A 21293-nucleotide genomic window follows, 5' to 3' on the forward strand; every position below is an offset into this window, starting at 1 on the left:
ATATTTCATACTATTGAAAAAGCGAACACGGACTAATCAAGTTATGTAGAAAATCATCATATTCTTCTTGAATGGAAAGAATAAGTTCTCTATTTTCTTTATAGTTTAGATAGAGATCTGTAGTAGACCCGAGTTTGTGACCCATTCGAACTCTTACATAATTCCTTGCCATTTCGAACGTCATTTTCCCTTGCTTCACAAGTTCCATGCAGTAGTTAGATAAAAGCATTCCGCCAGTTGCTCTTAAATCATGAAGCGTATAACTGTAGTTCTTCCCAAATTCTTTTCTCATTAGAGGCAGGATGCGATCTTTCACGTACTGTCTGACAGTTTCTCCTTTTTTGGCCTGAGCATTTTTTGCACCCTCTTTAAATAATGCCCTATCTTTTTTTCTTTCATAATAGGGGCACCCCCTATTGGTGAGAAATACTAGATTTCTGACCGATATATCTGCCTTTTTCTCCCTTTCTTTGGCTCGTGGACTATTAATATATATTTGAAATAATAAATATATTTCCCTCGGCATATACAGGACTATCTGCTTGTCTTTTTTTGTGTCGACGGAAGTGCCTTTCCCTGCAGTCATTCTAATTTCACGTTCATCATTTCTTGGAGGCCTTAGAAATTTATCTTTATCAAGGGTAAGAATCGTTTGGGTTCTAGCGTTGCAAAAAATCAAGCCGAGATGAATTATTATCATCTCAGGATTGCCAAGATCAAATAATATTCGCAACAGAATATTCAACTCATTTTCTGGGAGGGGGCGAAGCCTTCCCCCGTCTTTAATTTCTTCGGTATAGGGGTCGTCTTGTTTGGCAATTTTAAGGGAGACGTCGGTTGAAACAACCTTTACCAACCTGCTATTTACAGAGTTTGAATTTCCGTATTCGATATAAACATCTACTGTTTCCCAAGGCGGATATTCAGGTTGGATTAGTGAATTATTTATGGCCCACGTATAGAACGTAATCACGTTTCTAACTTTGCGCTTTCCGGTAGATGCCGCTATTTCTCCTAAATCAATTTTTTGAATAATGTGATTGCGGTACAAATAGGTTGGTCTGTAGAATTTTGACTTATGGAATTTGTCCCAATCTATTTCTTCATCATCCAGATACCTCCTAAAATCAGCTAAATCAGAGGCTATAGATTGGCAAGTATCTATCTGATGAGTTTGATTGACTGCATTACCAAATCGTTCGATGAGGTAGATGGTCGCGGGACGCCAGATTTCGCCGCTTTTGCCTATGACGATCGGGGCGTGATTGAAACTATTGTTGGTAAGGTTGTGGGACCTTACGTCCAGGAGTTCGCGCTTATAGCGGAGAGCACCTGTGTGGTCGGGGAGTATGGACTCAGGATTGAGATCGCTAGCAGTGGTGAGCTGCAATCTCGGCAACAGAAGTCTTCTGGCTTGCGACTTGGACATCTTTCCTCCCGACGAGGAACTCTACTGTGTCCATATAGCAAACTTTAGAATAATGACAAGGAATCAGAAACTTATGTGTACGTCCGGATCGGTCACGAAGGCAATGACCGTGGTGCCGTGTTTCATCGGGCCCGGCTCACGGGTGACTGCGCCGCCCTTTTGACGAACCGCCTCACAGGTCGCGAAAATATCATCGGTTTCCAGTGCGATGTGGCCATAGCCGTTACCCAGATCGTAATGGTCCGTATCCCAGTTATGGGTCAGTTCGATGACCGAGGTATCGCTTTCGTCACCATAGCCGACAAAAGCCAGGGTGAATTTGCCTTCCGGATAGTCATGCTTGCGCAAAAGGCGCATGCCCAGGACGTCGGTATAAAAGGCAATGGAACGATCAAGGTTGCCAACGCGCAGCATGGTGTGTAGCAAACGCATGGATAATGACTCCGTGTATATCAGTGTATGAACCGCCCTCAAACAGGGCTTGCCCGGACGATATCAGGCCAGCGCGTACCGGGCCATGTAAATTGATAACCAATCACAATCTGGCTGGTGCCGATTCAATAAACAAGGAAGATCTCCATGAGTTCCCCGCAACGTGTCGCCCTGATTGGCGAGTGCATGATTGAACTGCAGGAAGAAAGCGGCGGTCTTTTGCGGCGAACCTTCGGCGGCGACACGCTGAACACGGCGGTTTATCTCTCGCGCCTGCTGCAAGCCCAGCCAGTGCAAGTCGATTACGTCACCGCGCTGGGCGACGATCCGCACAGCGCGGATATGTTGTCTGCCTGGCAGGCAGAAGGCATCAAGACCGGCCTTGTGCAGCAACTCAAAGGGCGCGTGCCGGGGCTGTACATGATTCAGGTCGATGACACGGGCGAGCGCCATTTCAGCTACTGGCGCGATACCAGCGCCGCCAAAGCGTACTTCGAGGCCGGGGTCACGCCACTGGAGGCTGAACTGGCTGGCATCGACGTACTTTATTTCAGCGGCATCAGCCTGGCGATCCTGCCGGAGGCCGGCCGCGAACGGTTGTTGCAGGCTGCCACCACATTGCGGGCCCGCGGTGGCAAAGTCATCTTCGACAACAACTACCGTCCCCGCCTGTGGCGTGACGCTACCGAAGCCCGCCACTGGTACCAGCGCGCCTATGCCGGCTGCGACATCGCCCTGATCACCCTGGACGACGATATCGCCATGGCCGCGACGCCAGTTTCCGCCGAACAAGCCCTTGCCAGTGCGCTGGCGCTGCCGGTGGCAGAAGTGGTAGTCAAGCAAGGCGGCAGCGATACCATCGTGCGCCTGGCTGGCCAGCCGCCCCAATCCATCAAACCCACGCGCGTTGAAAAAGTGGTTGATACCACCGCGGCAGGTGACTCGTTTGGCGCAGGCTATGTCGCCGCCCGCCTGACCGGCCACACCCCGGCCCAGGCCGCTGCCACCGGCAACACGCTGGCCGGAACGGTGATCCAGCACCGGGGTGCCATCATTGCCACACAGGCCATGCCCAACATCAAACTGTAAAAAAGTGCGTCAAGGCGCTTGACAGGGTAGGAATGCCTATATAGTATTGCGGGCTCGTTGGGCTGTTAGCTCAGTTGGTAGAGCAGCGGACTCTTAATCCGTAGGTCGAGTGTTCGAGCCACTCACAGCCCACCAGCGAATACAAGCACTTAGGCCACTCTGCAAAGAGTGGCCTTTTGCTTTTGTGTCGTTGTGTAGGCACTGTGTAGGCAAATTTTGATCACCATTTGCCTCAATAATGTCAGGGCAATTGCTTCAGACACTCGCGCAAATAATCACGCACCAGCCTGAATGTATTCTTCTGCTGTGCTGAATACAGGCCGTGCTTCCAGGCATTTCCAGAACTCTTCTTTTTCCCCTCGTTTGTCTTGGGCCCGGTTGATTTTAGCCACGGTGCCCAGCATTTCACTCGGCTTGCCTGTAGAGCACGTTGCTCTGGTGTGCGTACGTAGCCCAAAAAGATTTCCTTGACGTGATAGTTCGTTTGTCCGGAATCGTGAATTTTCGGGAGTCAGGAAGTTTCCATTGTGAGCCTGAATAGGCGCCAGAGTGGGTTGGTTTGGCGCGCGGGGTGACTGCTGCGGGGGTGGTTGCGGTTATCAGTCCGGCAACCACCCCGTTGCGCCAGCTATTAGAGAATCAAGGTGCAGCAATCGGGAACCAGAAGTCGAACTTGTCGAAGTAGGTCACCAGTTCATTGAATTTGGCCTTGTCGCCATCAAACTTCACTTCGCCGGTTTCAGACAGATTGCCCAGCTTCAACTGACCCAACGCAATCTTGTCCAGGGTACTGCGGTTCAGCGTGATGGTCGCATCAGCCCCGCTTGGGTATTGCTTGTCCTTGCCATACCCCAACACCCCATTCTCTGCATACAAAGTGAACTTCTCTTTGGTATCCGGGAAAATCAGGTTGAAGTGGTAAGTGTGATTGCCCAGCTTCGGCCCGTTGAAATGCACCCCTAGGAAATCCAGGAACATTTCTGTGGTCATGCCACGGATGATGTCCGGTGAACTGGTGTTGGGGGTGGCGGCTTTCTGGATGCCGTTGCGCAACTCTTGCGCGCCAGAGAGGTAAAAGTCCCGGGCCGGGCCCGATTCTGCCTGGTAGCCCATTTGTTCCAGCGCATCGGCTTCCAGATTTTTGGCGGCCTGGTTGTCGGGCAGGGCAAACACGATCTTGTTGGTAATGGTGGCGGACCAGCGATAATCACCCTTGTTGAAGGCGTCTTTGGCGGACGACATCATTTTGTCCACGCCGATCATTTCTACATACTTTTTGCTTTCTTCCACCGGCGGCAGCGGGTTCAGGTTGGCCGGGTTGCCGTCCCACCAGCCTTGGTAGAACTGGTAGGTAGAACGCACGTTGTGCTTCAGGTCGCCGTAATAACCCCGGTTGTAGAACTCTTTGGCCAGGCCATCGGGCAGCACAAACTGGTCTGCAATCTCGTGCATGGTGAGGCCTTCGTTGGCCATGCGCAGCACTTGATCGTTGATGTATTTGTACAGATCACGCTGGTCTTCCAGGTGCTTGACCACGCGGTCATTGCCCCACTGTGGCCAGTGGTGGCTGCCCATGGAGACAACGGCGTCTTTGCCCCACATATCCAGCGTGGTATCCAGCGTTTTGCCCCACTTGGAGGCATCACGCACTTTGGCGCCGCGCATGGTCAAGAGGTTGTGCAGGGTGTGGGTGGCGTCTTCTGCCAGGTCGATCAGCTTGAACTGCGGGAAGTAAAACAGCATTTCTGCCGGTGCTTCGGTGCCCGGCGCCATCTGGAATTCCACATCCACGCCGTCGATGGTCATTTTCTCGCCGGTCTTTTCGATCAGCTTGCTGGGGGCGAACAGGGTAATGGTCCCGGCCGCCGTGGTCAGGCCCAGGCCCGCACCCACCGCGCCTTGCGGGTTTTTGGGCAGCAGGTTGCCGTACATGTATGAGGCGCGGCGGCTCATGACGTTACCGGCAAACACGTTCTCGCTGACCGATTCCTCCATAAAGCCTTCCGGCGCCACCACGGGCACTTTGCCGGCGCGCACGTCTTCTTCTTTCACCACACCACGGATACCCGCGAAGTGATCTACGTGGCTGTGGGTAAAGATCACGCCGGTAACGGGCAGGTTTTCTACCTTGGCGTTGATCAGATCCAGCGCGGCTTTGGCGGTTTCTACAGAGGTAAGTGGGTCAATCACAATCCAGCCGGTTTTGCCCCGGATAAAACTGATGTTGGCCAAGTCGATATTGCGGACCTGGTACACGCCATCGACGACCTTGAACAAGCCGCGCACAGACAGCAGTTGTTCTTGCCGCCACAGGCTCGGGTTTACCGTATCCGGTGCCGGACCTTGTTGCTTGAGAAAATCGAACTGCGAGAGATCAATGACGGTATTGCCCTTGGCACCTTTGATCACTGGCGAGGGCAAATCAGCAATGAAGCCGCGTTTGACGTCATCAAAATCCTGCTTGTTATCAAACGGCAGGTAGTCCAGCAGCTTCTGGTTCTCTGCCTTGGTGAAACTGGTTGCTGGCTTGGGTCCTTCAGCCAGGGCATTGGCCAAAGCGAGCATCATGGTAAGCGGTAGTACGGAACGGCGGAGTGAAAAGCGGGACATCGTATTTCCCCATGTAATTGTCCCCGCCTCCCTGGGCATTTGCTGCCTCTCGCTACGGGAACCCAGCCACACGGTGCATGGCGGTTGAGTGGAATGTGACGGCACAGGTCTTGCCGACAAACCAGATTAGGAAATACTTGGGGTTACGACTACTTCTTTTACAATCCAAAGAAAGACAATGGAAAGCAAGAGAAAGCTAAAAGAGCTGTCGCTTGCCCACTCCCTCGCCAAAATGAAGCAAATCGGTAGCGGGCTAGTTTGTGGATGACTTCGACATTTTCACTGACAAAGGATCTACGAGGGCAAGTGGAGGTTGGGTCGCCAGTAACCTGGCATCTGCCTGTGTGGAGCTACCCGGTGAAGATGGGACAGCGTTATTGATTTGTTGCGGCCCTTGCGCAATGTTTGTCTGCCGCACAAATGAAACTGGATGCGGGTTTTTCAGGGCCGCTAGTGCTTCGATGGTTGCGCGACTCTGGGCCTGCGCTTTCAAAGCCAGACGGGTCAACAGGTCCACCTGGCTTGGTATTGTGTTTTCAGAAGCACGGAGGGCAAAGTTGTTGAACATGATGTCCAGCGTGCTCAACTGACACAGCAGAGTAGCCTCCAGCAGCGACGTGTCCTGTTGTGCAATGGCGTTTACTTGGGCATCTAACTGGGCCAGGTAGGCAGTTGGATCAGCAGTCTGGTTGAGGGTGGTGTAGGCCAGCGCTGTGGCGATTGACCGCATTTGCGGGGTGGCCAGCACCCTTGCTAGAGCATCTTTTAGGGCCTCATTCTCTTTCAGGACAATTTTCATCGCCTGGGTTTGCAGGGGGTCGGCTGCGGTGTCTTTCGGTTGGATGGCCGTAGTCATGGTTGCCTCGGATATTGAAATCACATACAGCGCCAGCACCGGTAGTCTTTATCAACTGCCCTAGACCCTTGCTGGTATGGTAACAATATTTAAGGTGGCAGTTTTTCCCCGCCTGGCGAGACCAAATAACCCGCGATTAGAGCAATTTATTGCCTCCTGAATGCTAAACAGGAAATTCAGGGGGCCTTGAATTGACCTAATCGCGGAGGTAGGCGGTTAAGAACTGCTCTTGACCAGTTTGAGGTGCGATTGATACTTGCGGTAGGCATGCATTTGATAACCTTCCGCACCAAAATCGAGCTTGGCTGACTCGTTTAACGGCAGGTAAGTCAGGGCAAACAGATTGGCCCTGTGATGCAGGCCACCCTTGCGGGTTTGCTGGATCAATCCTACTTCTTCCAGGCGGCGCGCAGCTTTACGCACGGTCGCTTTACTACCCAGCCCCCGCAGCTTCATCCTCGTGGGCGAAGTGGTGAGCTCACCGTTATTGCAGATTTCAGATGTGTGGGGTGTGACCCGCAACTGGGAAACGAGCTCAAGGAACAACGCCCGCTCTGAGGCACCCAGGCTGCAAAACCCAGCACTGCCCAGCACTTCTTCAGGAATCCAGTAACGGGGCCCTTGCATCTTCTTGGCGGCCTCTTTTTTGCCACGAATGGCGCGGTCTGCGGTGCCCATCATGCGCCCCCCCGATGAAAGTCGAGCCAGCGGCGCACCAGAACTTGATCATGTGAAGACAGGTGGTAACGCCCGCGAAAACAAGTACAGCCATCGCGGTCGATGAACCGTTCCATGTGGCAGGGCACATCAAGACCTTTATCCCGCATTGTTTTGACCATGTCTGGCGCATTTGCGCAACCTGCTGCGTCGGCCAGCTCTGCGCTGGTGACATCGCGTTTGGAGAGCAAGAAATACATGGCACGCAACATACGAGCGGTAGGCTTAAGACGGATCACTGCCGAGTGGGAAGTCTGGCTTTGTGCGATACTCTGGGTGCTACCCCCAGCGCTCGCTTTGTTCTTACGACGGCGGGCGTTTTTCATTCCGGCACCTCGCCATTCAACAGCGCGGCCAAATCGGTGACGCGCCAACCGAGCCGGCCCAGAATGCGAACCGGCTTAATCGGACCGTTCTCGTTGAGCGACCACTTATAGAGCGTATGTGTTGTGCGATTTACCTGCGGCGCGGCCTCTTTGGTAGACAACAACTCACGCCCGCCTGCAACGGCTGCCAGTGCAGGCGGAATGGGCACTTTAATTGCCATCACAATTCTCCTTCTGGAGAAAAAGTACGCTGCCGTGGGATTACGGCGTATGCGTTTTGATGGCTTTAGATTGCTTGGCAAGTTGGCGCAGCGGGGTGCAGCAAATAGCAGCAAATAGCAGTTACTGGTTAAGCCTCTTTTGCTGTGTTTTTTTGCCGTTCTTGGCCTCTGCGACGTAGCGTTTGAACGTGTCGAACACGATTGATTTGCGCCCCAGCATTACTTCCAGGCGGTCCCGTTCGCCGGCGAGCTTCCGGAATGGAGAGTCGGCAGTGCCAGCATGCTTGATGCAGTAATCGAAGATCAGCTTGGCTTGCAATAACCGGTAATCAGGTATCTGCTGGATGTAGGCGACGATGAGGTCAATGACCAAGCGTGCTGCGGTCTTGCGTTCAGGCTCAAATACGTGGCCCTTTGTTATTTGGCCTGAGTCTTCAAGCAATGCCGGCATGGCAACGGTTACGACTGGTGCTGTGTCTTTCGCCTTCGTCGGAACGGTAGCAACGGGCAGTGCTTTCGTTTGGGGGGCGTCGACGGCTTTTGCTGCCGATTCCTCTATTACAAAGAGGTGGTTGCTGGCAAAACCGGCAAATTCATGCCCGTTGATGTAGATGTCTTCGCGAAACGGTGAATATTCCCCGTCCGCCCGAAGCTTCGGACGATGGGTAATCAGTGAACCATTTGCGCGATACAGTTTGATGCGCCCGTATTGAATGCCCTCCCGCTCGACGATCTCGCGCCCTTCTTCTTCTTCAAGGGCACAAAGAAAGCCGTCATCGCCAGCGTCAGAGGATTTATGCTTTGTGATTGCCTCAGCACGTTCCCGAATGATGAACTCAAGTTTGATCAGTTCATCACCCAAAACAATAGTCGGCAGCGCATAGGGTGCGATGGTATTGGGGTTAGAATGTAAAGCAGCCATTGAAGCTCTCCTGTAGCTTGCAGATGGTCAGGTGGCACAGGTGCTCGAACACCGTGTGCCACTGTTTTTTCATTCCGAACTTACCAGGTGCAGTCTTTCTGCTGATTGCGCGGCGTTGTACTCGATGCCAGCTTGTTCGAGCATCCAACTTTCTATTTGGTCATGCCATTTGCGCAGCAGGTCAATGGGTCTGCGCCGGTAATGCTTTTCCGCAATCGCACTGGGTTTGTGGCCTTGTATCTGTGCCACCACGCCGACGGGACATTCAACCCACTCTGCCAGCGTCCCAAACGACCGACGCAAGCCATGCAGGCTAACGTGGGGCAAACCGGCTTCGGCTAGAGCCTGGCGATGGGCAATACGCGGTTCTGCGATTTTTCCTGCGACGGACGTCGGACTGGAAAACACCCAGTCGTTGCGGCGTGGCAAAGCATTGAGAATACTTGATAAATACGGTGTAAGGGGGATGGTTCTGCCATCATCTTCGACCTTGTCAGCCAAAGACATTTTGCGCCAGGTAAAATCGACATCCTGCCAGCGCAATGCGGCCATTTCCTCGCGGCGTGCGCCAGTCAGCAGCAGGGCTTGAAGGTATGCGCTAATAACCGGGTTACCAATGCGCCGCACAGACTCGAACCAGGCCGCGAGTTGTTCGCGCTCAAGACAGTCACCTGCCTTTGCCTTGGTGCGTGGCACGGCCTCTTTTACTGCGCGGCTCTTGTAGGCATCGGCGGGGAATAGTTGCTGCCAGGCTGGAGTGTCCTCACACCAGCGAATAAAAGCGCGTAGTAGGCGGTAGGCGAGTGCGGCCATCGTGGCGCGTTCTGAACTATGCGATGCCAGCCAGCCAGCAATGCGCTCTCCGTTCAGTTCGGACACCTTGAGCGTCATCAATTCCGCAAGCGGCCCAGCCATCGTGACACCTTTTCCGCGCTTTTTGGGTTCACCTCCAGGGGCAGCAAGCCGGATATGATCCTGCATGTGCCTGTGGCCCCAAGCCTTATCCTGGGCACGCTCTTGACGCTCTGTCTGGTAAATCAAGTAAGCAGACCATGCATCGCCCACCGTCGCCTCTTTTCGAGTCTTTTCCGACCGTAGAGCCTCATGCTTGACCCGTTGCTCCGCCTTTACTTCGCGTGGATCAATACCTTGATCAATGAGCACCTTGAGCCGGGCGGCCTCGGTACGTGCATCTTCCAGCATCCATGAGCTGGGGTCGCCAATCGTGCAGCGTATAGTTCTGCCATGCAGCCGGCTTTCCAGGATGTATGAGCGATTACCAGACTGGGTGACGCGAAGGCCAAACCCGAGGGTTTTGGCATCCCAGTGGATGGTTTGTTGTTTGCCCGGTTCACATCGGAATTCCGCCACGCGCGGGGCGGTGAAGTTACTCTTTGCCATTTTTCTCGCCTACATGCCTACCCATGTAGGCATTGTGTAGGCAAATTTTATGCAAATAACGGCAAAGAAGGGAATAGCCTTAGATAAGAAAAATTAAATTTTTCACTAAAAAATAACGATTTACCGTTGTTTTTGCTAAAAGCTACGAAAGAAGGAATTGCAAAACGTAAGGACTCTTAATCCGTAGGTCGAGTGTTCGAGCCACTCACAGCCCACCAGCGAATACAAGCACTTAGGCCACTCTGCAAAGAGTGGCCTTTTGCTTTTCTGGGGTTACGTGATTGCAATGGTCACGATAAAGTTCATGCCGTTCCATTCTAGCGCAGAGCGGCTTGTCTTTCATGTCTACCTATCCTTCGGACACCCGTAAACGTTACAAGACTAAAGCTTTCGAAGCATGGTTCGAAGTACTTCGGATTGAGTGGAAGCTTTACGATGGGGTGCCACTTTTCGAAGTGGCCTTGGGAACTAAAGCCATTTGGTGGTCAAAACAAATTCTCAAGCGGTTGACTGCCGAGAGACTGTTGGCAGCTGTTTCCAAAGACAGCTCGCTTTCAACTACTTTGGTGGACTACCTCAATAACCTGCGGTCGGCACCTCTCTCGGATAGCGGATTTGCGGTCCAATCCCTCTATATGGACTCTTCAGTCTCGGATCTGAAGGTTTCACAATTGTTATCTCTGGCCTCGGATGTCATGGGTCAAGACCAGTTGATACGCGTGCAACAAAGTAGAGGAAATACAACATGGGCCTTCTGATGAGGATCGAGCCTTCTTTGAAGCCTACTGCCGATTGCCTGCTGTGCAAAAAAGACTAGTGGCCGAATTGGTTAGTGAACTTCTTCGCCAGCATGGTCATGATGCCTAACGCCTTTGACCCATGAACAGGTGGGTTCTTATGATTTTTGGACTGCAGCTGGTGGCCTGCTGGTGTTCTCCCTAACCATTTTCAGGGTAGTGCTAAACAACTGGAAAGGTACCGATTGCCGAGTTCTTTAGGTAAAGAGGCCGATGCCCAGCGATCAAAACTGATGGGCATATGAGAAAAGTATTCTGTTGATTGCCGCTCTGCTACGAGTGATTTATGAAAACCCAAGGCTGGACCTTGTGGGATTTATACAAATATTTGTGTAAATCCTTGCAAGTAAATCCAAAAGGAAATATATTTTTTTTGCCCTTGATGAAATTGGTCAAGGGGTCGTGCACATGATGTCAAGACTTGGAAGGACTTCCCCGACAAGACTTACCAGAACGACGATGATTGCGATGAATTCGTTTAGAACCTTCATAACGGATAACTCCTTGAAATGTTGTTACTTCATTATACTGCATTACTAGCATAGCGCGGCTCACATTACTGTGGATGGCGTATCTGGATGGCTTTATTATCTTTGATAACGCCGGCTCATGCCGGAGGGGATTTGATAGCCGCAGTCTTTTGCCCCTCCGGTTTGGCTAACAAGAAAACAATTGAAAATGAAGATAAACGAACCTCGGTGGTATAAAAGGCGAGGCTATTCGCATTTTGATTTGCCAATTAGTGTTGCCAAAGCAAAATTATTGGTGACTTCCCCAGAGAGAGTTGCTCAACATTCCTTTTATCCGTTTATTAGGTTTGAGCTGATTGCCTCGAAATTCAAACCAGATGATTCGGGAAAGAAAACACTAGTAAGAAAAGAACGCATAATATCTTATGCTTCTCACGTCGACTCCAATATATATTCATACTACTCAGATTTGCTTTCTGAGAAATACGAAGTAGAATTGGAAAAACATGACCTCAGCCAATCAATTTTAGCCTTTCGCTCGTTAGGGCTGTCTAATATAGATTTTGCAAATAACGCATTTGATTCCATTGCTGAAATTGGTGATTCAACTGTTATTGCGCTGGATATAAAAGGTTTCTTTGATAACTTAAGTCATCGATATCTTAAGAGGGCATGGGGTACCCTGATTGGCCATAGCAAGCTCCCGCTAGGGGACTATGCAGTTTTCAAATCTCTTACTTCTTATGCATATGTAGATAAGAGAAAGATTTTTTCTATTTTGAATTTGTCGTTGAATAATCCCCCAAACTGTTCTACTAAAATTTGTTCAGCACAAGATTTTAGAGAGAAAATTCGTGGGACCGGTCACATACAAAAAAATGAAAAATGCATAGGCATCCCTCAAGGGTCGGCAATAAGTGCGATGCTGTCAAATCTATATATGCTAGAGTTTGACATATTTGCGAACAGACTAGCAAAGTCTATGCAGGGACGTTACTATCGATATTGCGACGACATGCTTTTTATTTTTCCAGGTAAATACGAATCGATTGAAGATAAAATTGAGACAGAGCTTGGAAAATATGAGCTCCCTCTTAACAGAAGTAAGACAGAAATCCATATTTTTGAGACGAAGAATGGAAAGTTTTGTACTGAAAAACCACTTCAATACCTAGGGTTTTATTTCGATGGGCAAAGAAAATTTATACGATCTGCTGCGTTTGCTAAATTTTCTAATAATATGCGCAGAGGCGTTAGTCTAGCTAAGCAGACTGCCCGGAAACACAATAGGATTAGAGAAAAGAAAGGCGAGAGTATTCGTTTTATATGGAAAAGGAAAATATATAAAACATACACCCATTTGGGAGGAAGAAATTTCATTACTTACGGCATTCGTGCTGCGGAAAAAATGAAAGATAAAACAATTAGCAGGCAAATTAAGCGGTTGTGGGGTAGGGTTAATCGAGAAGTGCACCATGCAAATAGGGAAGTCATTTGATTTGAGCAATACCGAGGTTCGCGTTTGGTATAAGAAAAGTAACTACTCGTCCCGGAGCTCTCCTATGTGGTCTCTCGTCAAAACCCTGTTTCGTGTTGCCGTAGTCGCTGTCCTGACCACATTGTTGTCCATTTTCAGCTCGGCTAATACCGCCAATGCCTGAACTCGCGTTCTTCTCATAATCCAAGCCCCGAGCCCAGTGCCGGGGCTTTTTGCATTGGAGCTAGCCAAGACCATCGGCTGGATTCGGCTTGGTTTGGTCGCGGAGCTCAGATTAAGCAGCAGGCACTCACTAGGGCCATTACCCTGATCAACTAAAACACATCGTCCACCGACAACTACTCGGGATAGCTTCGACGCTGACCGAGTGTTGTCATTTCTGCTGTCCGCAAAGGAGACATATATATGCGCGAGAAATACAGCAATGCTAAGCTCCACTTTGCGTCTTAACTTGTCGCACTTGGGTATGAGCATCGGAAAAACGAACTTTTCGACCAGCTCATAGGGCCGGAGTTCGTCATGTGGCTGGAACACGGGGAGTTTCAACTCAGCTACCTGAAACAGATCAGAATGACGCTCCACCGGGATCACACTGGAACGAAGGTCATTGCTTCAGGTGCTGGGGCAACCTTTGAATTAGTTGGCGTGCGGGAAGTAATGCTCAGTTTTGAGCACCCGCAGGCCAAGTGCATCAATTCTTGATCAAGGCTTACCCCGCCAGCCAGTGCCCCGACTTTCCGCCCTTTTTCTCCAGCAACTTCACATCCCCGATCACCATCCCGCGATCGACCGCTTTGCACATGTCATAGATGGTCAGCAGGGCGATCTGTACGGCGGTGAGTGCTTCGATTTCCACGCCGGTGCGGCCGACGGTTTCGGCGCTGGCTTCGCAGTGCACGCGGTGGGTGGCGTGGTCGATGCGAAAATCCACCGTGACGCGGGTTAGGGCGATGGCGTGGCACAGCGGGATGAGGTCCGGCGTTTTTTTGGCGGCCATGATGCCGGCGATGCGGGCAATGCCCAGCACATCGCCTTTTTTGTGGTTGCCGCCGGCGATCAGCGCCAGGGTTTCCGGGTTCATGTGGATATGGCCGCTGGCGCGAGCGACGCGGTGGGTTTCGTCTTTGGCGCCGACGCCGACCATGTGGGCCTGGCCGGCGGCATCAAAGTGGGTCAGGCCGCCATTGGGGCTGGCGCTGCCTTGCGTGGATTGGGCCGGGCTGGCATCGCCCAGGCGGGTGGCGGCGGCGGTGAGTTCGTCCGGCGAATTCAGGTTGGCAAAGGGCGTGTCAAAGGTGACCCAGACTGGCGAGAGGGTGTTCAGCCAATCGCCCAGTTTGAATTGCTTGTGTTCGATATGGTGGATCAGCGAGTCAAGCGCGCCACGACGGAGCAAACACAGCGCGGGGTGGGTGCGGCCATCGGTGGTTTTGACGGCGGCGGCCTGGGCGTTGGGGTGATCATCCAGTGCGGTGGCCAGATCACGCAGCAGGTTGGGCGGCAGTTCGGGGACATCGCAAGGCACCACCAGCAGCGTGTTGGCGGGCGAGGCCAGCATGGCGGCATGGATGCCGGCCAGCGGGCCGGAGAAACCGGTGTAGACGTCGTGCAGCACCGGAAAGCCAAAGCGGGCGTAATCGGCCAGATTGCGGTTGGCAGAAACCATGATCTGCCCGATGGGCCGGGTCTGGCGGCTGAGCGCCTCGGCCACCCACGAGACCAGCGCGTGGCCGTTCAGTACCACTAGCCCTTTGTCTTGCCCGCCCATGCGCCGGCCTTCGCCCCCTGCAAGGATCACCGCATCAATCGTCACCTGTTTGCTCCCAACGTTGGCGGGCTGCGTCGTCGCTGGCGCGCGCATCAACCCAGTGGGCCCCTTGCTCACTGACTTCCTGTTTCCAGAAAGGGGCCTCGGTTTTCAGATAGTCCATGATAAAGGCATTTGCGTCATACGCTGCAAGCCGGTGTGCACTGGCTGTTACCACCAGCACAATCTGCTCGCCCGGGTGCAAGGTGCCGACGCGGTGAATGATGCGCACGGCGTTCAGTGGCCAGCGCTGGCAGGCCTGATCGGCAATGCGGACCAGGGCTTTCTCTGTCATGCCCGGGTAGTGTTCCAGCCGCATGGCCTTGCCACCGTGCCAGTCGCGCACCAGACCGGCAAACGTGACAATCGCACCAGAGCCCGGCACGGCCTGGGCTGCGCGGTATTCGGTGGCGAGGTCGAAGTCGGCTTCGCCCACGCGGATATGAATTTGCGGCTGGCTCATTGGGGGATCTCTCAGCCACCGGTCACGGGCGGGAACAAGGCCACTTCGGCCCCGTCGGGGATGGGTTCATCCAGCGCCACCAGGTCCTGGTTGATCGCGGCACGGAACGGGCGGGCGCCGTTCAATTGCGCCTCCCACTCGCCGCCGCGCTGGCGCAGCCAGGCCACAAGATCACGCACGGTATGCACCTGGGTCGGCACGCTGACGGATTCTGCATCCAGCCCCAGCGTGTCGCGCAGGCGGGCAAAGTATCGGAGTTCGAGTTGTTTCATGGGTTTATCCACGCAATTCGTAAGGCAGGAACACCAGCTTGTCGCCCCGGTTAACGGGCTGGTTCTCCGGCACGATGGCAAGGCCGTCCGAGGCCGCGACGGAGGTCAGCACGCCCGAGCCCTGATTGCCGAACGGGACTAACTGGCCATCAACAATACGCACGCGCAAAAACTCGCGGCGGGCGCCGGCCTGGCGCTGGAACCCGGCCGGAATCAGAATCTGCGGCGGCAGTTGCGCATCTGTCTTGCCCTGACGACGCGCCAGGAACGGGCGCACGAGCACAAAGAAAGTGACGAAACTGGATACCGGGTTGCCTGGCAGGCCGATAAAGTCGGCCTCGGTGCCATCGGCGCGGGTAATGCGGCCCTGGGCAAACGGCTTGCCTGGCTTGATCGCCATCTTCCACAGATTGAGTGTGCCCAGCGCTTCGACCGCCGCTTTCACGTGGTCTTCTTCCCCGACTGACACGCCGCCGGTAGTGATGACAATGTCGTGCTCATTGGCGGCGCTCTGCAGCGCCAGTTGCGTTGCATCCAGCCGGTCGGTGACGATGCCGGCATCGGTCACTTCACAACCGGCTTCGCGCAGCATGGCGGCCAGCAGGTAGCGGTTGCTGTTATAGATTTGACCCGCGCCCAGCGGCTGCCCGGGTTCGACCAGCTCGCTGCCGGTGCTGAGCAGGGCCACGCGCACAGGGCGGGTAACGTCGACCTCAGCCACGCCAATCGAGGCCAGCAACCCCAGCTGCGCAGCGCCCAGACGTGTGCCTTGGGCAACGGCGACGGTGTTCAGTTGTATGTCGTCGCCGGTACGGCGAATGTTCTGGCTGGCGCTGAGCGGGGCGCTCACGCTCACGCGGCCTTCGTTCACGTTGCAGTCTTCCTGCATGGCAACCGCATTGGCCCCGGGCGGGATGGGCGCGCCGGTGAAGATCCGCGCGGCCTCACCCGCTTGCAGCATCACGCCGGTTTCACCCGCGGCAATGCGCTGGGTGAGCGTAAAGCTGGCCGGTGGGGCGGAGAAATCGGCCACATTGAGCGCATAGCCATCCATGGCGCTGTTATCAAAGCCGGGTACGGCGATGGGCGAGACCACATCGCTGGCCAGGTAATGACCATGGGCGGTCGTGAGCGGCAGGGTTCGGGTTTCGGTCAGCGGGCGGGCCAATGACAGCAATTGGTCCAGGGCCTGGTCTACAGAGAGCATGCGCGTTCAGGTCATGTCGTTTGGATAACACCATGATACGCGCCCGCCCTGGCCGGAAAAAGGCAACCATTGTGGGTATTGCCGCCGGGTGCGGCCTGTGGCTGTCTTGACCATAAAAAAACGCCGCATCCCGAAAGGTGCGGCGTTTTGTCTGGCTGATCAGCTTGATCAGGCAGCAGGCTTGAGTTCGTAGCCTTCGATATTGGCAGCTTGCACCAGCGTTTGCAGGTACTCGTGCATGGCGCGGCGGGACTTGGTCTCGGTCAGGAACTCGCCCAGACGGTCTTTGACTTCGTCATAAGACACGGTGTCGCCAGAGGTCTTCTTGCCGGTGCGGATGATATGCAGACCGAACTGGGTTTCGACCAGCGTCGGCAGCAGTTCGTTTTCGCCCATGCTGAATACGGCCTGGTCGAATTCCGGCACCATCTGGCCGCGGCCAAACTGACCCAGCGCGCCACCTTGCTTGCCAGACGGGCAGGCAGAGTGTTCACGGGCCAGCGCTTCAAACTTGAACGGCTGTTCCTTGAGTTCGTTCAGGATGCCTTCGGCCTTGGCGCGCACCAGCGCAGCTTCGGTCGGGTTGTCGGCGGTGAACAGGATGTGGCTGGCTTCCGCTTGTTCGCCGCGCACAAAGGCTTGCGGGTTTTCAGCGTAGAAGGCCTGGCATTCTGCTTCGGTTGCTTCGTCAGACTGGACTTCGTTTTGCAGCAGGGTGCCGATGGCTTCTTCAGGCTTGGAGACATCCAGACCCTTGGCTTTGGCGGCCTGCAGCAAGAGTTCGCGCAGAATCAGTTCTTGCACGGCGCCATCCACCGCATGCGGTGCGTCGTCGTGGTGGGGCAGTTCTGCCTGGATCATGGCGTCGGTAATTTCTACGCCGTTGACGGTGATCGCCATGTTGATTGCTCCTGGTCCATAAAAAATGAAGCCACCGGATCAGGTGGCTATCTGGTCATTGTAGCCGCAAGCAGCGGCCCTGGCTTTGCAAATGGCGTCAATACTTGCCGATGCAAGGGCTTTGCCGGGGTATTTTTTGGCAAGGCCGACAAAATCGGCCGTTTTTCAGCAGCCAGACACGCCTTCATACACGCGCAATGCGTATCGCTCCACTACAATCCGGAGCATTGAACTCACGCAGTTAACGCAAACGTCATGCAGGATTTCTTCGCTCTCTTTTTCAGCAAGTTCATTGTGGCGGTCGCCGGTTTGATCCCCATTCTGAATCCGCTGGGTGCCACACCGATCTTTTTGACCCTGACCACGAGCTATAGCTCGGAAGAACGCGCGTTGCTGGCGCGACGGGTGTCGATCTACAGCTTTTTGCTGTTGCTGTTCAGCATGCTGATCGGGACGTATGTGCTGGCCTTTTTTGGGGTATCGATCCCGATCGTGCGGGTGTGCGGTGGTTTGCTGGTGGCGGCGGCTGGCTGGAAACTGTTGAACAGCCCGGAGAACACCGGCGGCGCCAGTGAGCCGATCGGTAGCGCCGCAGACCATGCCCGGCGCGCGGCAGAATTGCGCCAGCGCGCGTTTTACCCGCTGGCATTTCCGTTTACGGTGGGGCCGGGTTCGATCACCGTCGCCATTACCCTGGGCGTGGGTATTCACGGCCAGGATGCACACCAGCTGGCGATTCCGCTGGGCAGCGCGCTGGGCGCTGCGGCGCTCTCCGGCATCATCTATGTGTGTTATCGCTATGGCGATCGCATGCTGCGGCTGATCGGGTCCACTGGCACGGTGGTGTTCCTGCGGTTGTCGGCGTTTATCTTGTTGTGCCTGGGCGCGCAGATTTTATGGGATGGTGCCAGCGGCCTCGCTGGCGAGTTCCTGGTCGCCCACCCCTGGCAATTTGCGCCTACCGGGCAGGGCTGATGCTCACGGCGTCCCGGCGCTCACCCCGCGCCGGGCCGCCATCTGCCGGCCCATGTCTTCGCGTTCGGCCTCACTGAGCAAGGTCCGGGCGTGGGGATACACCGCGTTTTCCTCACGGGCCGCGTGTTGGGAATAGCGCCCGACAAAGTCCTCGACCTGATCCCGGGTCAACACCGCATCGCCCCCCTGTTCGATGGCCATCAGCGCCACACGCAATGCCGCCCACTGGCGATGTAGATGCGGGTGTTCTGCCGCCAGCGCGTCAATATGCGCGCTCAGGGCCGGATCAGCGCGCGTTCTTAACAGCGCGAACAGATTGTCGTCCTCATCCTGATGATGCAACGGCGCCGCAACGTCGAAATACCGCAACACGGCCCGCGCGGCATCCCGGGCTTGCTCGTCGCTACCGTGGGTGGCGTGGTGGGCCGAGAGCTTTTGCAACAGGCTCAGGTAGTAGCGCACCCGTTCGTGGCAGGCCAGCAGCAGCGATACCGGGTCATCAAACCCGGCGTGCTGGTCAGAAAACCGGTTGAACATACGCACCCCATAAGTTGTATCTGGAATGCTTTTATTGTACGCCGTTCAGTGTGCTGGCGGGGTGCTGCCCGTCGGCGGGGCAGTATGAGAGAGACGCTGCGCCAGTTCGCCCAGCACGCGGCCGGTGGCGCCGCGGTGGGCGCTGGCAAAGTGCAAACCGGCGACACTGGCGCTGTGGCGGGCAGTCTCATCTTGCAGCAGGCCAATGGCCAGTTGCGCGACCTTGTCGGCATCTGCGCCTTGCAGCGTGGCGCCGCTTTCAATCGCCATGCGCGCGGCCTCGGCAAAATTGAAAGTGGAGGGGCCGATCACGACCGGCGTGCCTACCGCGCACGATTCAATCAGGTTCTGGCTGCCAAAAGGCAGCAAAGAGCCGCCGATGATGGCCACATCGGCCAGCGTATACCAGGCCGCCAGTTCACCCATGCTATCGCCCAGCAGCACCTGCGCATCGCCAATATCCTGGCCGTTCCACTCGCTGCGGCGCAGGCCGTGCAAGCCACGGGCGCTGATCAGGGCCGCCACTTCATCAAACCGTTGCGGATGGCGCGGCACGATCACCAGCAATGTCCGGGCGGGCAGCGGGTGGCGGGCCAGCGCATCCAGCAGCAGCGCTTCTTCACCCTCACGGCTGGAGGCAAACAGCAATACGGGGCGCTGGCCCAGCGCGTTGCGCCATTCCTTGCCCAGCGCCACCTTGGCGGTGGGAGGGTCGAAATCGAATTTCACGTTGCCGGTCACCAGCACGTGCTGCGCACCCAGCGCGGAAATGCGCGCGGCATCGGCCTCGCTTTGGGCAAACGTGGCAGTCAGGCCGGCAAACGCCGGGCTGGCCAGCCAGTGCCAGCGCTGATAACCGGCGGCTGATTTGGCCGAGAGACGCGCGTTGACCAGAAACAGCGGCACGCGGCGGGTACGGCAAACGGCGACGAGGTTAGGCCAGATTTCGGTTTCCATCAGCAGACCGAACACCGGCTTGAACTGACGGATAAAGCGGCGAGTGGCGCCGGCGTAATCGTAGGGCAGATAGGCAATGGTGACCGTATCACCCAAGAGTTCCTGTGCGGTGGCACGGCCCGTGGGCGTCATGCAGGTCAGCAACACGCGGTGATCCGGCCACGCCTCTTTGAGCGACTTGATCAGCGGCGCGGCAGCGCGCACTTCGCCCACAGAGACCGCGTGCAGCCAGATGGTGCTTTGCGCACTGCGCGTACGCTTGCCGTAATAGCCCCAGCGTTCGTTCCAGTGTTTGCGGTAGTCCGGTTGTTTGAGCGAGCGGCGCCAGAGGTACAGCATCACCAGCGGTGTTACCAGCCAGAGCAACGCGGAATAAAGCACCCGGATCATGCGCGCATGCCTGCGGCAGCGGCCTGCCAGACTTCGTCGACTTCCGGCGAGGCACCGTTGTGCCCCACGTTCACGGCATAGGTGGAGGCCAGCACGCCGTTCTCGACCGGATCAGATGCCAGGAAAACGGCCACTACCGGCGTCGCCATGGCCGCGGCCAGGTGCGCCAGGCCGGTATCCACGCCAACCACGACCCTGGCATCAGCCAACAGGGTGGCGGCGGCATCCAGTGCCATTTTCGGTGCGACGATGGCTTGGGGAATCCCCTGGGCGATGCGCTCCGCCCGCGCTTGTTCCTGGGCATTGCCCCAGGGCAGTACGCAGGCCAGACCTTGCGCGGCAAAGCGCTGACCCAGGCTGATCCAGCGGGACTCTGGCCATTCTTTTTCTGGCCGGCTGGTGGCGGTCAGCAGCACCACATAGGGCGAAGCTGGCAGCCATGACAGGGTGATCTCAGGCCGCGTCAGACCATAATTGATACTGACCGGCAATGGGTAATCAAAGGCCTGCGCGGCCAGTTTGCGCACCCGCTGGATGGCATGCTGATGCCAGACAATGGGGTAGCTCTTTTGATAGGCCAGGGCAGCCAGGCCTTCGCGGGCGCTGTGGCGATCCGGGCCGGCGATGGGGCCACGCGCCATGCGGGCAAAGAACACGCTTTTGAGCAAGCCCTGGACGTCCAGGATCATGTCATAAGGCGTTTGCGCCAGAGCGCTGCGGGCGGCGCAGAACTCGCGCCAGCTTGTGCCCGACAACGGCGATTTGCGCCAGCGGCGCAACGCCACCGGAATAATGCGGTCTACCGCAGGATGCAAGCGCGGCAGGGTCTGGAAGCTGTCTTCCACCACCCAGTCCAGCTTCAGGCCAGGCATGGCCTGAGCCATGTCGGTCACAGCCGGCATGGCGTTGATGATGTCGCCCATGGAAGACAGGCGTACAAGCAGAATTTTCGACATGGGCGGCATTCTAGCAGGCTGTCGGTGCTGGCGTATGGCCGTGCGCAGACTACACTGGTTA

General features: G+C 55.4%; 22 protein-coding genes and 1 tRNA gene. 6 read left to right on the forward strand and 17 right to left on the reverse strand.

The features are described 5' to 3' along the window. Positions 1–10: 10 nt before the first annotated feature. Together IEX57_RS15150 and gloA are read right to left on the reverse strand one after the other, a co-directional pair. Positions 11–1429 carry a site-specific integrase gene (locus IEX57_RS15150; RefSeq protein WP_188705192.1) on the reverse strand — a complete coding sequence of 473 codons (1419 nt, stop codon included), beginning with the start codon at positions 1427–1429 and terminating at the stop codon, positions 11–13. 63 nt (positions 1430–1492) lie between these two features. Then, positions 1493–1861 (reverse strand): lactoylglutathione lyase, encoded by a 369-nt coding sequence (gene gloA, locus IEX57_RS15155; protein ID WP_188705193.1) that lies wholly within the window; start codon positions 1859–1861, stop codon positions 1493–1495. Between the two features lie 147 nt (positions 1862–2008). Between gloA and IEX57_RS15160 the strand changes: the two genes are divergently transcribed. Together IEX57_RS15160 and IEX57_RS15165 are read left to right on the forward strand one after the other, a co-directional pair. Beyond that, entirely contained in the window at positions 2009–2950 is a 942-nt protein-coding gene (locus IEX57_RS15160; protein WP_188705194.1) for a sugar kinase, read from the forward strand. A 59-nt stretch (positions 2951–3009) separates the two neighbouring features. Continuing rightward, a tRNA-Lys gene (locus IEX57_RS15165) sits at positions 3010–3085 on the forward strand. Between the two features lie 504 nt (positions 3086–3589). Here the strand turns inward: IEX57_RS15165 and IEX57_RS15170 are convergent. The 7 genes from IEX57_RS15170 to IEX57_RS15200 all read right to left on the reverse strand — a co-directional run bounded on the left by IEX57_RS15170 (position 3590) and on the right by IEX57_RS15200 (position 10003). After that, positions 3590–5518, reverse strand: a complete 1929-nt coding sequence (locus IEX57_RS15170; RefSeq protein ID WP_229709048.1) for an alkyl/aryl-sulfatase — start codon at positions 5516–5518, stop codon at positions 3590–3592. Positions 5519–5813: 295 nt separating this feature from the next. Next, positions 5814–6455, reverse strand: coding sequence for a hypothetical protein (locus IEX57_RS15175; RefSeq protein WP_188705196.1), 642 nt, complete (start codon positions 6453–6455; stop codon positions 5814–5816). Between the two features lie 177 nt (positions 6456–6632). Next, the gene (locus IEX57_RS15180; protein WP_188705197.1) at positions 6633–7097 is read right to left on the reverse strand and encodes a hypothetical protein; all 465 of its coding nucleotides are present in this window, start codon (positions 7095–7097) and stop codon (positions 6633–6635) included. Then, the gene (locus tag IEX57_RS15185; RefSeq protein WP_188705198.1) at positions 7094–7459 is read right to left on the reverse strand and encodes a hypothetical protein; all 366 of its coding nucleotides are present in this window, start codon (positions 7457–7459) and stop codon (positions 7094–7096) included. The genes IEX57_RS15180 and IEX57_RS15185 overlap by 4 nt, the downstream gene beginning before the upstream one ends. After that, complete coding sequence (locus IEX57_RS15190; RefSeq protein WP_188705199.1) at positions 7456–7680, reverse strand: DNA-binding protein; 225 nt, start codon at positions 7678–7680, stop codon at positions 7456–7458. Before IEX57_RS15190 ends, IEX57_RS15185 begins: the two co-directional genes overlap by 4 nt. 121 nt (positions 7681–7801) lie before the next feature. Further along, entirely contained in the window at positions 7802–8602 is an 801-nt protein-coding gene (locus IEX57_RS15195; RefSeq protein ID WP_188705200.1) for a hypothetical protein, read from the reverse strand. Between the two features lie 69 nt (positions 8603–8671). Then, complete coding sequence (locus IEX57_RS15200; protein ID WP_188705201.1) at positions 8672–10003, reverse strand: tyrosine-type recombinase/integrase; 1332 nt, start codon at positions 10001–10003, stop codon at positions 8672–8674. Positions 10004–10344: 341 nt separating this feature from the next. On the opposite strand from IEX57_RS15200, the gene IEX57_RS15205 reads away from it, so the two are divergent. The 3 genes from IEX57_RS15205 (at position 10345) to IEX57_RS15215 (ending at position 13470) form a co-directional block, all read left to right on the forward strand. After that, the gene (locus IEX57_RS15205; protein WP_188705202.1) at positions 10345–10761 is read left to right on the forward strand and encodes a hypothetical protein; all 417 of its coding nucleotides are present in this window, start codon (positions 10345–10347) and stop codon (positions 10759–10761) included. 717 nt (positions 10762–11478) lie between these two features. Continuing rightward, positions 11479–12768 carry an antiviral reverse transcriptase Drt2 gene (drt2, locus tag IEX57_RS15210; protein WP_229709061.1) on the forward strand — a complete coding sequence of 430 codons (1290 nt, stop codon included), beginning with the start codon at positions 11479–11481 and terminating at the stop codon, positions 12766–12768. A gap of 519 nt (positions 12769–13287) precedes the next feature. Next, positions 13288–13470, forward strand: coding sequence for a hypothetical protein (locus IEX57_RS15215; protein ID WP_188705204.1), 183 nt, complete (start codon positions 13288–13290; stop codon positions 13468–13470). Positions 13471–13477: 7 nt separating this feature from the next. Here IEX57_RS15215 and moaC read toward each other — a convergent pair whose 3' ends face one another. From moaC to IEX57_RS15240, 5 genes are all read right to left on the reverse strand, one after another. Continuing rightward, positions 13478–14581, reverse strand: a complete 1104-nt coding sequence (gene moaC, locus IEX57_RS21470) for a cyclic pyranopterin monophosphate synthase MoaC (RefSeq protein ID WP_188705205.1) — start codon at positions 14579–14581, stop codon at positions 13478–13480. Beyond that, a complete protein-coding gene (gene moaE, locus IEX57_RS15225) occupies positions 14571–15038 on the reverse strand; it encodes a molybdopterin synthase catalytic subunit MoaE (RefSeq protein WP_188705206.1) in 468 nt (155 codons plus the stop codon). Before moaE ends, moaC begins: the two co-directional genes overlap by 11 nt. 11 nt (positions 15039–15049) lie before the next feature. Continuing rightward, entirely contained in the window at positions 15050–15310 is a 261-nt protein-coding gene (gene moaD / locus IEX57_RS15230; RefSeq protein ID WP_188705207.1) for a molybdopterin converting factor subunit 1, read from the reverse strand. 4 nt (positions 15311–15314) lie between these two features. Beyond that, complete coding sequence (locus IEX57_RS15235; protein WP_188705208.1) at positions 15315–16517, reverse strand: molybdopterin molybdotransferase MoeA; 1203 nt, start codon at positions 16515–16517, stop codon at positions 15315–15317. Between the two features lie 168 nt (positions 16518–16685). Further along, complete coding sequence (locus tag IEX57_RS15240) at positions 16686–17417, reverse strand: peptidylprolyl isomerase (RefSeq protein ID WP_188705209.1); 732 nt, start codon at positions 17415–17417, stop codon at positions 16686–16688. A gap of 255 nt (positions 17418–17672) precedes the next feature. On the opposite strand from IEX57_RS15240, the gene IEX57_RS15245 reads away from it, so the two are divergent. Next, positions 17673–18392 carry a MarC family protein gene (locus IEX57_RS15245; protein WP_188705210.1) on the forward strand — a complete coding sequence of 240 codons (720 nt, stop codon included), beginning with the start codon at positions 17673–17675 and terminating at the stop codon, positions 18390–18392. Positions 18393–18395: 3 nt separating this feature from the next. On the opposite strand, the gene IEX57_RS15250 is transcribed toward IEX57_RS15245, so the two are convergent. The 3 genes from IEX57_RS15250 to waaC are packed head-to-tail and all read right to left on the reverse strand — an operon-like array spanning position 18396 to position 21232. Beyond that, positions 18396–18929: a hemerythrin domain-containing protein gene (locus IEX57_RS15250; RefSeq protein WP_188705211.1), complete on the reverse strand. Its 534-nt coding sequence runs from the start codon at positions 18927–18929 to the stop codon at positions 18396–18398. A 45-nt stretch (positions 18930–18974) separates the two neighbouring features. Continuing rightward, the gene (waaA, locus tag IEX57_RS15255) at positions 18975–20276 is read right to left on the reverse strand and encodes a lipid IV(A) 3-deoxy-D-manno-octulosonic acid transferase (RefSeq protein ID WP_188705212.1); all 1302 of its coding nucleotides are present in this window, start codon (positions 20274–20276) and stop codon (positions 18975–18977) included. Then, on the reverse strand, positions 20273–21232 hold the full coding sequence (gene waaC, locus IEX57_RS15260; protein WP_188705213.1) for a lipopolysaccharide heptosyltransferase I: 960 nt from the start codon (positions 21230–21232) through the stop codon (positions 20273–20275). The genes waaA and waaC overlap by 4 nt, the downstream gene beginning before the upstream one ends. Positions 21233–21293: the final 61 nt, after the last annotated feature.

The organism is Silvimonas iriomotensis, from assembly GCF_014645535.1.
Classification (GTDB): domain Bacteria; phylum Pseudomonadota; class Gammaproteobacteria; order Burkholderiales; family Chitinibacteraceae; genus Silvimonas; species Silvimonas iriomotensis.

What these genes read in the sequence shown, in the direction of transcription:
- IEX57_RS15150 (WP_188705192.1), bottom strand. Translation starts at nt 1,429, where the DNA reads ATGTCCAAGTCGCAAGCCAGAAGACTTCTGTTGCCGAGATTGCAGCTC.
- gloA (WP_188705193.1), bottom strand. Translation starts at nt 1,861, where the DNA reads ATGCGTTTGCTACACACCATGCTGCGCGTTGGCAACCTTGATCGTTCC.
- IEX57_RS15160 (WP_188705194.1), top strand. Translation starts at nt 2,009, where the DNA reads ATGAGTTCCCCGCAACGTGTCGCCCTGATTGGCGAGTGCATGATTGAA.
- IEX57_RS15170 (WP_229709048.1), bottom strand. Translation starts at nt 5,518, where the DNA reads ATGATGCTCGCTTTGGCCAATGCCCTGGCTGAAGGACCCAAGCCAGCA.
- IEX57_RS15180 (WP_188705197.1), bottom strand. Translation starts at nt 7,097, where the DNA reads ATGATGGGCACCGCAGACCGCGCCATTCGTGGCAAAAAAGAGGCCGCC.
- IEX57_RS15185 (WP_188705198.1), bottom strand. Translation starts at nt 7,459, where the DNA reads ATGAAAAACGCCCGCCGTCGTAAGAACAAAGCGAGCGCTGGGGGTAGC.
- IEX57_RS15190 (WP_188705199.1), bottom strand. Translation starts at nt 7,680, where the DNA reads ATGGCAATTAAAGTGCCCATTCCGCCTGCACTGGCAGCCGTTGCAGGC.
- IEX57_RS15195 (WP_188705200.1), bottom strand. Translation starts at nt 8,602, where the DNA reads ATGGCTGCTTTACATTCTAACCCCAATACCATCGCACCCTATGCGCTG.
- IEX57_RS15200 (WP_188705201.1), bottom strand. Translation starts at nt 10,003, where the DNA reads ATGGCAAAGAGTAACTTCACCGCCCCGCGCGTGGCGGAATTCCGATGT.
- IEX57_RS15205 (WP_188705202.1), top strand. Translation starts at nt 10,345, where the DNA reads ATGTCTACCTATCCTTCGGACACCCGTAAACGTTACAAGACTAAAGCT.
- drt2 (WP_229709061.1), top strand. Translation starts at nt 11,479, where the DNA reads ATGAAGATAAACGAACCTCGGTGGTATAAAAGGCGAGGCTATTCGCAT.
- IEX57_RS15215 (WP_188705204.1), top strand. Translation starts at nt 13,288, where the DNA reads ATGTGGCTGGAACACGGGGAGTTTCAACTCAGCTACCTGAAACAGATC.
- moaE (WP_188705206.1), bottom strand. Translation starts at nt 15,038, where the DNA reads ATGAGCCAGCCGCAAATTCATATCCGCGTGGGCGAAGCCGACTTCGAC.
- moaD (WP_188705207.1), bottom strand. Translation starts at nt 15,310, where the DNA reads ATGAAACAACTCGAACTCCGATACTTTGCCCGCCTGCGCGACACGCTG.
- IEX57_RS15235 (WP_188705208.1), bottom strand. Translation starts at nt 16,517, where the DNA reads ATGCTCTCTGTAGACCAGGCCCTGGACCAATTGCTGTCATTGGCCCGC.
- IEX57_RS15240 (WP_188705209.1), bottom strand. Translation starts at nt 17,417, where the DNA reads ATGGCGATCACCGTCAACGGCGTAGAAATTACCGACGCCATGATCCAG.
- IEX57_RS15245 (WP_188705210.1), top strand. Translation starts at nt 17,673, where the DNA reads ATGCAGGATTTCTTCGCTCTCTTTTTCAGCAAGTTCATTGTGGCGGTC.
- IEX57_RS15250 (WP_188705211.1), bottom strand. Translation starts at nt 18,929, where the DNA reads ATGTTCAACCGGTTTTCTGACCAGCACGCCGGGTTTGATGACCCGGTA.
- waaA (WP_188705212.1), bottom strand. Translation starts at nt 20,276, where the DNA reads ATGATCCGGGTGCTTTATTCCGCGTTGCTCTGGCTGGTAACACCGCTG.
- waaC (WP_188705213.1), bottom strand. Translation starts at nt 21,232, where the DNA reads ATGTCGAAAATTCTGCTTGTACGCCTGTCTTCCATGGGCGACATCATC.